This is a genomic window from Mycobacterium sp. IS-1742 (assembly GCF_001500125.1).
Lineage (GTDB): Bacteria > Actinomycetota > Actinomycetes > Mycobacteriales > Mycobacteriaceae > Mycobacterium.
In genome coordinates this window covers 45359-59352 of record NZ_LQIV01000004.1, presented here as the reverse complement: position 1 = coordinate 59352, position 13994 = coordinate 45359, and the positions used below count along the sequence as shown (strand labels likewise).

15 protein-coding genes and 1 pseudogene are annotated in these 13994 nt (G+C 69.1%); 9 read left to right on the top strand and 7 right to left on the bottom strand.

All coding sequences use genetic code 11. The annotated features are described in order from the left end of the window. Positions 1-19: 19 nt before the first annotated feature. Positions 20-1342 (bottom strand): NAD(P)/FAD-dependent oxidoreductase, encoded by a 1323-nt coding sequence (locus AU196_RS03915; protein WP_059093780.1) that lies wholly within the window; start codon positions 1340-1342, stop codon positions 20-22. A gap of 3 nt (positions 1343-1345) precedes the next feature. Further along, a complete protein-coding gene (locus AU196_RS03910) occupies positions 1346-1903 on the bottom strand; it encodes a type 1 glutamine amidotransferase domain-containing protein (protein WP_059093779.1) in 558 nt (185 codons plus the stop codon). A gap of 74 nt (positions 1904-1977) precedes the next feature. Here AU196_RS03910 and AU196_RS03905 point away from each other — a divergent pair, with 74 nt between their 5' ends. Both AU196_RS03905 and AU196_RS25000 read left to right on the top strand, forming a co-directional pair. Beyond that, positions 1978-3030 (top strand): alpha/beta hydrolase, encoded by a 1053-nt coding sequence (locus AU196_RS03905; protein ID WP_059093778.1) that lies wholly within the window; start codon positions 1978-1980, stop codon positions 3028-3030. A gap of 10 nt (positions 3031-3040) precedes the next feature. After that, a pseudogene (locus tag AU196_RS25000) lies at positions 3041-3808 on the top strand (SGNH/GDSL hydrolase family protein); the annotation flags it as partial. Here AU196_RS25000 and AU196_RS03890 read toward each other — a convergent pair. From AU196_RS03890 to AU196_RS03880, 3 genes are read right to left on the bottom strand one after another with little or no spacing between them, the layout of a single operon-like run. After that, positions 3803-4375, bottom strand: coding sequence for a hypothetical protein (locus tag AU196_RS03890; RefSeq protein ID WP_059093775.1), 573 nt, complete (start codon positions 4373-4375; stop codon positions 3803-3805). The pseudogene AU196_RS25000 and the gene AU196_RS03890 overlap by 6 nt on opposite strands. Before the next feature lie 53 nt (positions 4376-4428). Continuing rightward, complete coding sequence (locus tag AU196_RS03885) at positions 4429-4620, bottom strand: hypothetical protein (RefSeq protein ID WP_059093774.1); 192 nt, start codon at positions 4618-4620, stop codon at positions 4429-4431. 9 nt (positions 4621-4629) lie between these two features. Then, positions 4630-5448, bottom strand: coding sequence for a nuclear transport factor 2 family protein (locus tag AU196_RS03880; RefSeq protein WP_059093773.1), 819 nt, complete (start codon positions 5446-5448; stop codon positions 4630-4632). 74 nt (positions 5449-5522) lie between these two features. Between AU196_RS03880 and AU196_RS03875 the strand changes: the two genes are divergently transcribed. The 6 genes from AU196_RS03875 to AU196_RS03850 all read left to right on the top strand — a co-directional run bounded on the left by AU196_RS03875 (position 5523) and on the right by AU196_RS03850 (position 11618). Continuing rightward, positions 5523-5900, top strand: coding sequence for an Rv0313 family protein (locus AU196_RS03875; protein WP_059093772.1), 378 nt, complete (start codon positions 5523-5525; stop codon positions 5898-5900). 76 nt (positions 5901-5976) lie between these two features. After that, the gene (locus AU196_RS03870) at positions 5977-6399 is read left to right on the top strand and encodes a hypothetical protein (protein WP_059093771.1); all 423 of its coding nucleotides are present in this window, start codon (positions 5977-5979) and stop codon (positions 6397-6399) included. 32 nt (positions 6400-6431) lie between these two features. Beyond that, positions 6432-8108 (top strand): acyl-CoA synthetase, encoded by a 1677-nt coding sequence (locus AU196_RS03865; protein ID WP_059093770.1) that lies wholly within the window; start codon positions 6432-6434, stop codon positions 8106-8108. Positions 8109-8161: 53 nt separating this feature from the next. Continuing rightward, a complete protein-coding gene (locus tag AU196_RS03860; RefSeq protein WP_059093769.1) occupies positions 8162-8962 on the top strand; it encodes an alpha/beta fold hydrolase in 801 nt (266 codons plus the stop codon). Beyond that, positions 8959-10140 carry a PP2C family protein-serine/threonine phosphatase gene (locus tag AU196_RS03855; RefSeq protein ID WP_059093768.1) on the top strand — a complete coding sequence of 394 codons (1182 nt, stop codon included), beginning with the start codon at positions 8959-8961 and terminating at the stop codon, positions 10138-10140. Before AU196_RS03860 ends, AU196_RS03855 begins: the two co-directional genes overlap by 4 nt. 2 nt (positions 10141-10142) lie before the next feature. Beyond that, positions 10143-11618 (top strand): AMP-binding protein, encoded by a 1476-nt coding sequence (locus AU196_RS03850; RefSeq protein ID WP_059093864.1) that lies wholly within the window; start codon positions 10143-10145, stop codon positions 11616-11618. 60 nt (positions 11619-11678) lie between these two features. Here the strand turns inward: AU196_RS03850 and mbp1 are convergent, their stop codons facing one another. Then, entirely contained in the window at positions 11679-11933 is a 255-nt protein-coding gene (gene mbp1 / locus AU196_RS03845; RefSeq protein WP_059093767.1) for a microaggregate-binding protein 1, read from the bottom strand. Positions 11934-12113: 180 nt separating this feature from the next. On the opposite strand from mbp1, the gene AU196_RS03840 reads away from it, so the two are divergent. Then, positions 12114-12752, top strand: a complete 639-nt coding sequence (locus tag AU196_RS03840; protein WP_059093766.1) for an SOUL family heme-binding protein — start codon at positions 12114-12116, stop codon at positions 12750-12752. Positions 12753-12760: 8 nt separating this feature from the next. On the opposite strand, the gene AU196_RS03835 is transcribed toward AU196_RS03840, so the two are convergent. Continuing rightward, complete coding sequence (locus AU196_RS03835) at positions 12761-13570, bottom strand: RNA polymerase sigma factor SigF (protein WP_059093765.1); 810 nt, start codon at positions 13568-13570, stop codon at positions 12761-12763. Between the last annotated feature and the right edge of the window lie 424 nt (positions 13571-13994).

Sequence of the window (13994 nt, the reverse complement as noted above, 5' to 3'; positions counted from 1 at the left end):
CCGCTCCGGGGAGTTTGAATCAGTCCCCTCTGGGCATCGGAATGCCCTCGCTGGCGGAGAATCGGGCGTCCTCGGCGGACGAGAGTCCGATCGAGACCACCGACCGGGCGAAGAACACATCGGTCAGATAGGCCAGCGACACCGCCCACCGGTTGACGAACCGTGGGATGGCGTACAGGTGGTAGGCCCGCGTGACGGCCTTCGCCGGCAGCCCGGACAACCGCACACCGAGCGGATTGGCCACCGCGTAGCGCGGTCCCAGATCGACCACCAGACCCATGTTCCGGTGCTTGTAGAGCTTCTTGGTGCCGTGTCCGAGACTCGCCGCGACGTTGCGCGCCAACACCTTCCCCTGCCGGGTGGCGTGCTGCGCCGTGGGCGGCGTGATCGCGCCCGACTGGGTCAGATCCGGCACGGCGGCCGCGTCGCCGGCCGCGAAGACGTCGGGGTGACCGGGCACCTGCAGATCCGCGTCCACCTTCAGCCGCCCCTTCTCGGTGGGCAGCCCGAGCGTCTCGATCAGGGGTGCGCCGGTCACGCCGGTGACCCACGCAACGGTGCGGGTGTCGATGCGGGTGTCGTCGGTGAGCAGGACGTGGTCGTCGTGGACCTCTTTGAGCGTCACACCCAGGCGCACGTCGACGCCCCGTCCGCGCAGCACGCGCTGGGCCGCCTCGCCGAGCTTCTCGCCGACCTCCGGCATGACCTGTTCGGCCAGATCCAGGAGCACGAACCGCACGCTGTCGGGATCGAAGCCCATCTGCTGGGCCGCTGCGTCGGCCAGCGCCCGGAGCTGCACGGCCAGTTCGGTCCCGGAGTACGACGCGCCCACCACGACGATCGTCCGCCGCGCCGCGGCCAGTGCCGGGTCTTCGTCGATGTTGGCCAGTTCGAGCTGTTCGAGGACGTGGTCGCGCAGATACAGGGCCTCCGCGGTCGATTTCAGCCCGCGGGCGTGTTCGGCCAGGCCGGGGACGTCGAACAGCCGCGTCACCGAACCCGGTGTCAGCACCAGGCGGTCCCAGGGCATGCTGCGGACCCGTTCCTCGGGGTCGGTGAAGGCCAGGGTGTGCTGGTCGAAGTCCACCTTGTCGACGCGCCCGCGCACGACGCGCACCCCGCGCAGGCTGTTGGCCAACGGGATCGTGACGAACCGCGCGTCCACCAGACCGCCGGCCACATCCGGCAGCAGCGGCGTGTAGAGCATGTAGTCGACCGGCGAGATGATCGTGATCTCGATCGGTTCGGATCCGGATGACTCACTCTTGCGCAGCTTGCGGGCCAGGTGCCGGGCGCACTCGAAACCGGTGAACCCGCTGCCGACGATGACGACGGAGGTCATCGATCAGGTGTGCGCGGGAGTGTTGGCGAACTGATCGGTGATCGCCTGGCAGAACGCCGGCAGATCCTTCGGGGACCGGCTGGTGATCAGGTTCCCGTCGATGCAGACCTGCTGATCGACGACGGTCGCCCCGGCGTTGCGCAGGTCGGTGCGGATGCTGGGGTACGACGTGAGTGTGCGGTCCCGCACGACGTCGGCCTCCACCAGAGTCCATGGGCCGTGGCAGATCGCGGCGACCGGTTTACCGGAGCGCACGAAGTCGCGCACGAACGCCACGGCCGATTCGTCGAGGCGCAGCTTGTCGGGATTGACGGTGCCGCCGGGCAGGACGAGCGCGTCGAATTCGTCGACCTTCGCCTCGCCGACCGGGCGGTCGACGGCGAACGAGCCCGCGGGTTCGAGGTCGTGGTTGCGCGCCTCAATCTCACCGGCTTCGACGGACAGCAGTTCGACCTGCCCGCCCGCGGTCTCCACCGCGGCGCGCGGCTGTTCGAGTTCGACCTTCTCCACACCGTCCGCGGCGAGGATGGCGATCTTGCGGCCCTGTAGTTCGTTCGGCATACGCGGTCCTTTCTCGGAGGCATTTGAGGCGTACCCGCGTGAACGGGATCGAACACCTCCGTAGGCTTCCGGGCGTGATCCCCGCCGCACTGCGCCGCGTGCCCGCCGGTCAGGTGGACGTCACCGCACCCGTGACCATCGACGGCCTGAGTTACATCGCGCCCGACGATCCGGCGATGCCGATGTACCGGGTGATCGCGAACAACCGGCGACCGGTGGCGTTGCGGGATCTGATGATCGGGCCGGTGCGCAGCGGATACATCGGCGACGGACATCAACCCGACCCGGCCCTGGTCCCGCCGAGCGGGGCGCAGGCGGTGCCGGACGTCGACGTCGACCAGGTGTATCTGCCGGTGCGCGACGGGGTGGCCCGCTGCCAGCTCTACCGGCCGGGGTCGGCGCCTGCCGACGAGCGGCTGCCGGTGATCGTCTACTACCACGGCGGCGGATTCACCGTCGGGGTGTCCGAGGACTGCGACTTCCTCGCCCGCAAATTGGCGTTCACCAATTCCGCGCTGGTCGTCTCGGCGAACTACCGTTCCGCACCGGAGTTCATGTTCCCCACTCCGCTCGACGACGCGTTCGACGTGTACCGCTGGGTGGCCGACAACGCCGGGCTCGTCGGCGGCGACACCGGTCGTATCGCGGTGGCCGGCGACTCGGCGGGTTCGAATTTCGCTGCGGCACTGGCGTTACGGGCCCGTGACGAGGACGTCCGCGTGCCGGATGCGGTGGTCATGCTCGGCGCGATGCCCGATTTCCACTTCGAGCGCTGGGATTCCTTCCGCACCCAGGCGCCACGCGGGATCGTCTACGACATGGCGTTCGCGGGATTCATCCGCGGCGCCTACGTCGGCCCCACGCCCTGGGACCATCCGTGGGTCAGCCCCATCGAGGGCGACCTGACCGGTTACCCGCTCACGGTGATCACCGCCGGTACCCACGACCCGATCGTCGACTCCGCCAGGGCGTTCGGAGAGCGGATCCGGGCCTCCGGAGGGCGGACCGCCGAGTACTTTCCCGAGGGGATGCCGCACGGTTACTACTTCTTCCCCGGTGTGCACGCCGAAGAGGACGTCGCCTACCGGATCGTCGCCGAAGCCCTCGCGAGACCGTTCGACCGCTGAGGTTTCGGCCGTGACAGGTTATTCGCGCTACGTGGCGATCGGTGACAGTCAGACCGAAGGACTGTGGGACCGTGACGAGCACGGCGGTCTGATCGGATTCGCGGACCGGCTGGCCGCCCATCTGAACACGCTCCACCCCGGGCTCGCGTACGCCAATCTGGCCGTGCGCGGCCGCCGGATCGCCGACGTGCTCGACCACCAGTTGCCGCTGACGCTGTCGATGCGGCCCGACCTGGTCACCGTCTGCATCGGTATGAACGACGTCACGCGGCCCGGCCGGTCGTTCGGCGCGGCCATGGCCGATCTCGACGTCGTCTACGCGAGGTTGGCCGCCTCCGGCGCCACCGTCGTCACCACGATGTTCCCCGACATCGCCGCGATCCTCCCGGTGGGCAGGCTGATCAGCGGGCGCGTGCGCCGGATCAACGGCGTCATCAGCACCGCCGCGCACCGGCACGGGTTCCGGCTCGTCGACCTTTTCCACGCCGAGTCGATGCGCGAACCGGACACCTGGAGCGCCGACCGCGTGCACGGTTCGGCCAAGGGACACCGGCTGTTCGCCGCCGCCGCGGCCGAGGCGCTCGCCCTGCCCGGCAGCGACCACAGCTGGGCGGCCGCGGACGCGCGCGCCGAGCAGTCGTCGATCCGATCCCGGGCGGCGTCCCAGGTGTCGTGGACGCGGAACATGTTCGTCCCGCACCTGTGGGCGCACCTGCGGGGCGTGCCCAGCGGCGAGGGGCTCGCGCCGCGGCGGCCGCATCTGGCGCCGGTGTCAGATTCCGGACCAGGACTCGTCGATCATCTCGGCGACGTTGATGACCTGCGCCTGCTTCGACTCGGGGCTCTCGATCTCGCCCGCGACGTGGGCGGCGATGAAGCGCTTGATCTCGGAGTCGATCCCACCGATGACGCGGACCACCTCGGCGCGCAGGGACTTGGACGTCACGTGGATCGAGATGTCCGACGGCCGCGGCTTCTTGACGTCGAGGATGAGTAGCAGCGGATGCGCGGCAAGCGCCGACGCCCGTAGCGAGATCTCCCCGTACACAACGAATTTCGGCTTGTCGATGCGCAGATCGACGGTCATGTCGATCTCGAGCGGGATCCGGATCGCGAACGTGATCATCTCGCCGACGTGGCGGGTGACCCGGGGCTGCTGGATCTTCACCCGGGCGGTCACCTTGGCGATGCCGCCGGGCCCCTGACCCATCGGGCCCATCTCGAACGCGTCGCCGGCGATCTCGCCGATCGCCGCGCCGACCCGTTCCTCGGTGACGGCGACTTCGAAGAACCTGCGTCCGAAGTCCTCGTAGGTCATGTGTTGGCGGTCAGACATGGTCGTCATACCGTCTCATGTCCGAGTTCCGGTGAGGTGCAACCCGGCCGTCCCGCCCCGATTCAGTTGCCCTGCTGCTGTGCCCGGGCCTCCGCGCCGCTCTGCTCGTCATCGAGAGCGTCGTCGCTGCCGGTGCGGCCGACGTACGTGCCGTCCTCGTCGTCGCTTTCCTTCCCGGCCCGGGAGGAGGCGACCTTCTGGTCCTCACCGACGTCGGTCTCGTTCTTGTCGGCTTCATCGCTGGGTGTGCTCACGGGGCAGGTCTACCCGCGGTCCTGCACGGTTAACCGCGCGAAGAGACGCAGGCGCGTGATCGTGATCGGCCGGGCCTCGACGTCGGCGATCACCACCACGGATTCCCCGTCCGGCCTTCGCAGCGCGGCCACCACGTGGCGCCCGGCGGCGACGAGCTTGTCGCACCGCGCACCGGCGAGCAGGGCGAGCAACTCGGCCCCGCTCATCGGAGCATGATCACCGACGGTGACCCGCGTACCCCTGCCGAGCCTGCGCCGCACCGCGACCTCGTCGCCGGCCGCGGCGTCGCGGAGCAACCGGTCGACCTCGCCCCTGCCTGCGGTACCCGCACCGCGCAGCCCGGCGAGGAACCCCGCCACACCGGCCGGCCCCTGGTTGCGCAGCAGCGCGACGCCGAGCGCCCCGCCGACCGGCACCGCCCGGGGTCCGCTGCGCACGAACTGGCCGACCATGGCGCGCAACTCCCAGTACGCCCGCAGACGGGTGATCTTGAGTTCCCCGCCCACCGCGGCGAGGTCGTACCGCAGGAAGGCGGGGATGTGCATCGTCACGTCCGGGGACATCCGGACCTCGAGATCGACGTCGCGGAGGACCGTCTCGTCGACCACCAGGTCGGTCCGGACGTGGAAGGTGATGTCGCGCGGTGCGATGAACGTCGCATAGAAGCGGTCGATGCGATCGGTGCCGCGGTGTGGCCGGCTGCCGACCGGATCCTCGATTCGGGCATCGGGCGTGTACAGCGAGACCCATCCGGCACGGTCGTGCGCGGCCGCCAGGTGAGGTGAGCGTTCGACGGCGGACAACAGGTCGGCCTGGGTGAACGTCATGCGGTCGCCTCTCTGTCGCGCCTCGGAACGAAACGTGAGTACCGTGAGTGTTGCGGTACTTGAGGAGGACGGCAATGAGCAGCAACGGACCATTCGGCTTCGACCCCGACGACTTCGACCGGGTCGCCCGCGAGGCATTGGAAGGTGTCGGCCGGTTCTTCACGACCTCCGGTGAGCGCGCCGGGTGGAGCGCACTGCTCGACGAGCTGGGACGTGTCAGCCGTCCGCGGACCGAACCGGAGACCACGGGCGAGACCGGCGACGGCGTGTGGGCGATCCACACCGTCGACGCCGACGGCGGCGCCCATATCGAACAGGTGTATCCCACCGAACTCGACGCGCTGCGCGCCAACAAGAACAACACCGACCCGACCCGACGGGTGCGGTTCCTGCCGTACGGGATCGCGGTCAGCGTGCTCGACGCGAATACGCCCGACGAGTCCGCGGAGTAGGCGGAAAGCGGTCGCGCCCGAGGGCCACCGGTTACGCTTTGCCGCGAGGCCATCGAGTCAGCCGTGAGGGTGGGACATGTTTCGTGAACTCTTCGTCGCCGCGACGATCGCGGGTGCCGCTGTCGGATTGGCGCCGGGCGCCGTGGCAGATCCCTCCAACGACTTCCACGACGATCCGGGCCGGTATCCCACCGACGTACCGGGGATGAGTTACGAGGCCAAGCTCGGGGCGCCCTGCTACAGCTGGGAGCGCAACGTGTTCGGCCGCGGCCGCGGTGGTGAGCCGCTGCAGTGCAAGTGGATCCCCAACCAGTGGCCGCCGGTGTACACCGGCTTCTGGACGACGACCTACGCTCTGCACGGCGTCCAGGACATCGGCGCCCCGTGCCCCGGACCGCAGTCGACCGCCCAGGCCCCCGACGGCAGGCCATTGCTGTGCGTCGGCGCGCGCGGATGGCAGCCGACCGTGCTGACCGGCAGCGGGCTGCACCCGGCCTGAGACCTCCGACCATACGGAGAGCGCGTGGTTGTATGGTCAACTCCATGACCGACGGTGGTGTTTGTTTCGATCTGTCGACCGTGTTCAAGACGGTCGCCGAAGCGGTTCCGGACAACACGTTCCTGGTGTGGCGGGACCGCAGGCTCAGCTACGCCGACGCCGATGTCCGGATCGACGGCGTCGCGCACTACCTCACGTCGGTCGGGTTGGGCTGCCACACCGAACGCGACCGCCTGCAGGGCCACGAATCCGGTCAGGACCATCTCGGGATCTACCTGCGCAACGGCAACGAGTATCTCGAGGCCATGATCGGCAGCTACCGCGCGCGGGTCGCGCCGTTCAACGTGAACTACCGCTACGTCGACGAAGAGCTCAGATACCTGCTCACCGACGCCGACGCGAAGGCGCTCGTGTACGCGGCGGAGTTCGCACCCCAGGTGGCCGCGGTCCGGGACCGGCTGCCGAACCTGCGCGTGCTGATCCAGGTCGCCGACGACTCGGGCAACGAACTGCTGCCCGGCGCAGTCGATTACGAAACCATCGTCCCGACGTCTGCGCCCGCGGCGGGAATGCCCGTGCCGACCGGCGACGATCTCTACATCCTCTACACCGGCGGCACGACCGGCATGCCCAAGGGTGTGCTGTGGCGCCAGCACGACATCTTCCTGTCCTCGATGGGCGGGCGGCCGTTCGGCAGCGACACGTTCATGACCTCGTATGACGAACTCGCGGAGCGGGCGCGCGCCGGCGCGGGCGCGATGGGCCTGTTGATGATCCCGCCCTTCATGCACGGCGCCGCGCAATGGGCCGCCTTCAACGCGGTGACCATGGGCGGCCGGCTGGCCATCCCCGACCACGTCGACCGCCTCCACCCCGACGACGCGCTCCGCGTCGCCGCCCGCGAGCGGGTGCTGAGCATCCCGATGGTCGGCGACGCGGTCGCCCGCCCACTCGTCGACGAGATCGAACGGGGCGACTACGACCTCTCCGGGCTGGTGACGCTGACCAACGGCGGCGCACCGCTGTCGCCGACGGTGCGGGACCGCATCCTCGCCGCGCTCCCGCACGTCATCGTCATGGACGCGGTGGGGTCCTCGGAGTCCGGCGCACAGATGAGCACCTACGCCAGTGCGGGCGCCGAGGTCGAGGCCGCGACGTTCACACCGCAGAGCGACACCGCCGTCGTGTCAGCCGACTTCACCCGGGTGCTGCAACCCGGTGAGGGGCAGGGTTGGCTGGCCCGCCGTGACCTCGTCCCACTCGGGTACCTCGGAGACGCGGCCAAGACCGCGAAGACGTTCCCCACCATCGACGGGGTCCGCTGGTCGGTGCCGGGTGACCGGGCGAATGTGTTGGACGACGGTCGAATCGAGCTTCTCGGCCGCGATTCGGTCACGATCAACTCCGGCGGAGAGAAGATCTTCGCCGAGGAGGTGGAACGCGCGGTCGCCGCGCATCCGGCGGTCTACGACGTCGTGGTGGTCGGTCGGCCCTCCGAACGGTGGGGCAGCGAGGTCGTGGCGGTCGTGCAGTTCGCCGAGGGCGCGTCGGCGACCGACGAGGAACTCGCCGAGGTGTGTTCCCGTTCCATCGCCCGGTACAAGCTGCCCAAGGTCTACATCCGGACCGACAGGGTCGTCCGTTCACCCGCGGGCAAGGCCGACTACCGGTGGGCCAGATCTCTTGCCGCGGAAAGCGTCAGTAGCTGAAATTTCCGCACTGAGCGCCTCCTGCTCCGGCCGGGGATGAAAGGATCGTCCCGATGGATGTGCGCTCACGGAACAACGTCCGGATCGTCGGGGCCGACCACGGACCCACAGTCATGCTCGCGCACGGATTCGGTTGCGACCAGAATCTGTGGCGTCTGGTGACCGCGCGGTTGGTTCCGGAATTCCGGGTGGTCCTGTTCGACCACGTGGGCTCGGGTGCGTCGGACCCCGCCGCCTGGGACGCCGAACGGTACTCGTCACTGCGCGGCTACACCGACGACATCCTCGAACTCGTCCGCGAACTCGACCTGCACGACGTCGTGTTCGTCGGGCATTCGGTCGCGGCGATGATGGGCGTTCTCGCCGTCTGCGCCGATCCCGCCCGGTTCGCGAGACTCGTGCTGCTCACCCCCTCACCGTGTTACGTCGACGACGGCGACTACCGGGGCGGCTTCTCCCGGGCCGACATCGACGAACTCCTCGAATCCCTGGAGAGCAACTACCTCGGGTGGTCCCGCGCCATGGCCCCGACCATCATGGGGGCGCCGGATCAGCCCGAACTCTCCGAAGAGCTGGCCGAGAGCTTCTGCCGCACCGACCCGACGCGCGCCCGGGTTTTCGCGCGCGCGACGTTCCTGTCCGACAACCGTGGCGATCTCGGCGGCGTGTGTGTGCCCACGTTGGTCATCGAGTGCGCCCACGACGCGATCGCCCCCCGGGGGGTCGGCGCGTTCGTGCACGGCCGCATCGCGGGCAGCACCCTGGTCACCCTGGACACCACCGGCCACTGCCCTCACCTGAGCGCCCCGCAGGAGACCGCCGAGGCCATCGCGGCATTCGCCCGGTCGACGTGACCGATCCCGAGGGTGCGGCACCCGCACCGGAGCCCTCCGTCGAGGACCTCTACGAGCTCGCGCCGTGCGGCCAGTTCGCGACGGGACCCGACCGGCGGATCACCGCGGTGAACCAGACGCTGGCCCGCTGGCTCGGCCGCTCCCGCGATGAGCTGATCGGCACACCGTTCACCGAACTGCTGACCGTCGGGAGCCGGATCCACTTCGAGACCCACTTCGCCCCCCTGCTGCACCTGACAGGTGAAATACAGGGCGTGGCAGTCGATCTCATCGCCACCGCGGGGACCCGGCTGCCCGCCCTGATCGCCGCGAACGTCCACACCGACGCGTCGGGGAAACCGACGACGATCCGGTTCGCACTCCAGGACGCGAGCGACCGGCGGGCGTACGAGCGCGAACTGCTGGCCGAGCGGCAGCGCGCCGAACAGGAACGCGCCAGAGCGACCGCGCTGGCGCGGACGCTCAAGCAGTCGCTGCTGCCGCCCGCCCTCCTGCCGCCTGCGGGTCTGCAGGCCTGCGCCCACCTGCACGCGGCATCGCACGACGAGGTCGGCGGCGACTTCTACGATCTGTTCCCGCTGGCCGACGGCCGGTCGGCGTTCTTCCTGGGCGACGTCTGCGGCAAGGGTGTCACCGCGGCGACGGTCGCATCGCTGACCCGCTACACGCTGCGCGCCGCCGCCGTCTTCGACGACGATCCGGTCGCGGTGCTGCACAACCTCGACACCGTGCTGCTGACCGAGTTCGGCGCGGACCGTTCGCATTTCTGCACCGTGATCTTCGGGGTGCTCATCCACCGTGACGACGGCTTCGACGTGCGCGTGGCCAGCGGTGGCCATCCGCCGGCGCTACTCCTGCGGGCCGACGGCAGCGTCGAGAAGATCAACACCGAGGGCGGCCAGGCCGTCGGGATCTTCGCCAACGCCCGATTCGCCTCGGCGCGCGTTCATCTCGGCGCCGGTGACACGCTGGTGATGTACACCGACGGTGTCACCGAGGCCCGGATCGGCCGCGGCGCCGAGCGCTTCGACGACCACGACGCGCTGATGGAGTTGGCCCGCGCGCACGCGCCCACCACCGCGACCGGAATCGTCAAGACACTGCGGAGCCTGCTGGCCGACCTGGGCGAAGGAGTCGAAGACGATGCGGCGGTGCTCGCGCTCGGAGTCCCCCGGTGACGGTGTTCCTGCACGACCTGGTGACGACCGCGGCCGCCTCGGATCCGGACCGTCCGGCCGTCATCGGACCTGACGGTGCCGTCACCTCGTACGCCCGGTTCGACCGGGAGATCCGCTCGGTCGCCGGCTGGGTCGCGGCCCACAGCCGCCCGGGTGATCGCATCGCCGTCATCGCCGACAACAGCACCGCCTACGCCCGGTTGTATTACGGGGTGCCGCGCGCAGGCCGTGTGCTGACGTTGATCAACCAGCGGTTGAAGGCCGCCGAGCGGTACCCACAGTTGACCGTCACCGAACCCACCGTGGTCATCGGTGATCGGGCCTACCTGAGCGAACTCACCGAACTCCCCGAGGTGGTCCCGTCGGTGCGTCACGTGGTGGCGGCCGACTCACCGGAGCTCACCGCCGCATCCGCCGACCCCGTCGACGACGCGCGGTGCACCACCGACGACCCGGCCTGGCTGCTGTTCACCAGCGGGTCGACCGGGACCCCGAAAGGTGTTGTGCACAGTCACCGTTCGATCCTGGCCGCGGTGCGCGGATCGGTCATCGGCCGCGCCGTGCCCCGTGGTGGGGTGTATCTGTTGCCGTTCCCGATGTGCCACGTCGCCGGCTACAACATGCTCGTACAGCACGCCGTCGCCGCGACCGTCGTGCTCGCGGCGCAATTCCGGGCCGAGGCCATCGCAGCGACCATCAACGAGCACGCGGTGACCGCCTGTTCGCTGGCGCCGACCATGTTGCACGCACTGCTGGACCACCTGCAGGCCACCGGTGTCACGCTGCCGACGCTGCGGTCGATCGCCTACGGCTCCGCCGCCATCCCGGCCGACCTGTTGCGCACCGCGCTGGATCGCCTCGACGTCGACTTCCACCAGGGCTACGGCATGACCGAGACCGGGGGCAACGTCACCTTCCTCAGCCCCGAGGACCACCGGCGCGGACTCGCCGGGCAGACGGCGATCCTCGCCGGCGCGGGGCGGCCCCATCCGCATGTCGAGGTCCGGATCGGCGGCGACGGGGAGATCCTGATCCGCGGCGATCAGGTGGCCACCGGCTACTGGCCCGACCGCCCCGCGGTGGATGCCGACGGGTGGCTGGCCACCGGGGACGTCGGACGCGTGGACGCCGACGGCGGGCTCTACGTGGTGGACCGTCGCAAGGACATCGTCGTCACCGGCGGGGAGAACGTGTCCTCCCGCGAGGTGGAGGACGTACTCAGCCGGCACCCGGATGTGCGATCGGCCGCCGTGGTCGGGGTGCCGGACGACTACTGGGGTGAGGCGGTGTGCGCGGTCGTCGTCGCAGCCGACGGGAGACAGCCCACCGAATCCGGACTCATCGAGCACGTCCGGGCCCGGCTCAGCGGGTTCAAGCGGCCCCGCCGCGTGCTGTTCGTCGACGCTCTGCCACTGACGGCGAACGGCAAGGTGGACAAGAACCGGGTCCGTCACCTCGCCCGCACCGCCTTGCCGTGACCCGGGGACGCGAACGGCCCGCACCGTGCGCGGTGCGGGCCGAACGTCCGTGAGAGCCGGTCAGTTGTCGGTCTGTTCCGACTTCTGGCGCTCCTCGGCGACCTTGGCCGACCCGCGTGCGGCCTCGGCTTCGGCCTCCTTCTTGGCGGCGTCGCGTTGGGCGTCCGCCTTGTCCTGCTGGGCCTGGCCCTCCCGGTAGAGGTCGTCACGGCCGAGCACCGCGCCGGCGACCTCCTTGGCCTTGCCCTTGACCCCTTCGACCGCGCCCTTGACCGCTTCCTCGGGTCCGGTGTTGCCGCTGTTGTCGTCAGCCATCGTGCTGATCCTTCCTGGTCACAGCCCCACATCGAGGCGTCGGGACCTCTGTTCCCAGAAGTGATCACGTGTCAAACCTGTTGCGTCACCCCGATGGTGTCGCGTTCGTGACAGACCGCACGGCCCCGTTTGCCGCCGACGGCCACCGGCTAACCGTCCTCCGACGAAGGGACGGTCCCGATGTTCGGTTCAGCGTTTCGGATCGCCGGCCAGGTCGCCGAAGGCGTGGGGGCTCTGGTGGGAATCCGGCACGGCACCGAGGAACCCGCGCACACGACGCAGCGTCTCTCGGCGTCGGTCGAGGTCCGTCGTTACGACGAGCGCATCGCCGCGGAGACCACGGTTTCGGCCGACGAGGAAGCCTCCCGCAACGAAGGTTTCCGCCGCCTTGCCGGCTACATCTTCGGGGGCAACCGTCGCGACTCCGAGATCGCGATGACGGCGCCCGTCGCCCAACAGCGCGGCACCACCATCGCCATGACGGCCCCGGTGGCGCAGTCTGCGGGGTCGGCAGGCGAGTGGACGATCCGGTTCTTCATGCCGTCGAAGTGGACGATGGACACCCTCCCCACCCCGAACGACCAACGCGTGCGGTTGACTGTGGTGCCCGCCGAAACGGTCGCGGTCCTCACCTTCACCGGCGACCGCGGGCCGGAAGCCGTCGCCCGGCGCACCGAGGAACTGCGAAATGCACTGCGCAACAGTGATTTCGAGCCCGTCGGCGAGCCGGCGGCGTGGTTCTACGATCCGCCGTGGACGCTACCCTTCCGGCGTCGCAACGAGATCGCGATCGCCGTACGGGAGCGCACCGTCCACTGACCCGGGCGTCAGCTCATCCCGTCCCGCAACTGCTGCAGCGTCTTGGCGAGGATGCGGGAGACCTGCATCTGCGACACACCGATGCGCTCGGCGATCTGCGTCTGCGTCATCGAGGCGAAGAACCTCAGACTGATCACGGTCCGCTCGCGTTCGCTGAGCGCCGCCAGCAGTGGACGAAGCGATTCGCGATCGGTGATGTGCTCCATGTCGGCGTCGACCTCGCCGAGGGTGTCGGCGAGCGAACGGGTGGTGTCGTCCGCAGACGAGATGGGACTGTCGATCGAACGCAGGCTGTAGGCATCGCCGGCCACCAGGCACTCCACGACTTCCTGACGGTCGGCCCCCAGCTCGGCGGCCAGATCGGTGGCAGTCGGCGCACGACCGAGCGACTGCGTCAGGCGCGGGGTGGCCCGGGTGATCTGCACGTGCAGGTCCTTGAGCCGTCGCGGGACGTGCATCGCCCATCCGTTGTCCCGGAAGTGGCGCCTGATCTCACCGAGCATCGTGGGTACGGCGAACGACAGGAAGTTGGCGCCGTTCTCCGGGTCGAAGCGGTTGACCGCATGCATCAGTCCCACCCGCGCGATCTGCACGAGATCGTCGAGGTTCTCGCCCTTGCGGTGATAGCGGAACGCGATGTGGTCGGCCAGCGGCAGGCATCGCGTCACGATGCGTTCGCGCTGCCGGTCGTGCTCCGGGGCGCCTGCGGACAGGACCGCCAGGAGCCGGAACATGTCGGGAACGTCGGAGTAATCGTCCTGGGTACGGGTCGACGGCCTTCTGACCGTCATCTGGGGTGTGTCATCAATGATCGTCATCGCGGGTCCTTCCGGACTCGGTGCGGACGCGAAGACAACGCCAACTAAGGCGACGCGTGCCTGCTTATCCGGGAGGCGGCGGAGCTGCTGCCGCCGAGGGTGTTTCACCTGACAGCGGGAAAACGGCGGGAATGAGACCGTTGGCTCGATCGGACTTCCGCCTACAGCGGTCCGCTTTGAACTAAACGGTGACGCCTCCCGAACGGGATGTCGTTCACTCTACTCCTCCGAACCGGCTTCAGTGCCGTTGCGAACCACCCGGACCGAAGAACTACGTAATCAGTCGTGGCGAAGCCGCGATCACAGCAAATTCGTCCACCCGGTGCGCGACGCTCGGGCAAAACTGCAGGTAGAGGCGCACCTGAGAACCTCCTTAAGCTTGTAGTAATACGACGCATTCCGTAGTAATCTGCGTCACAGGTTG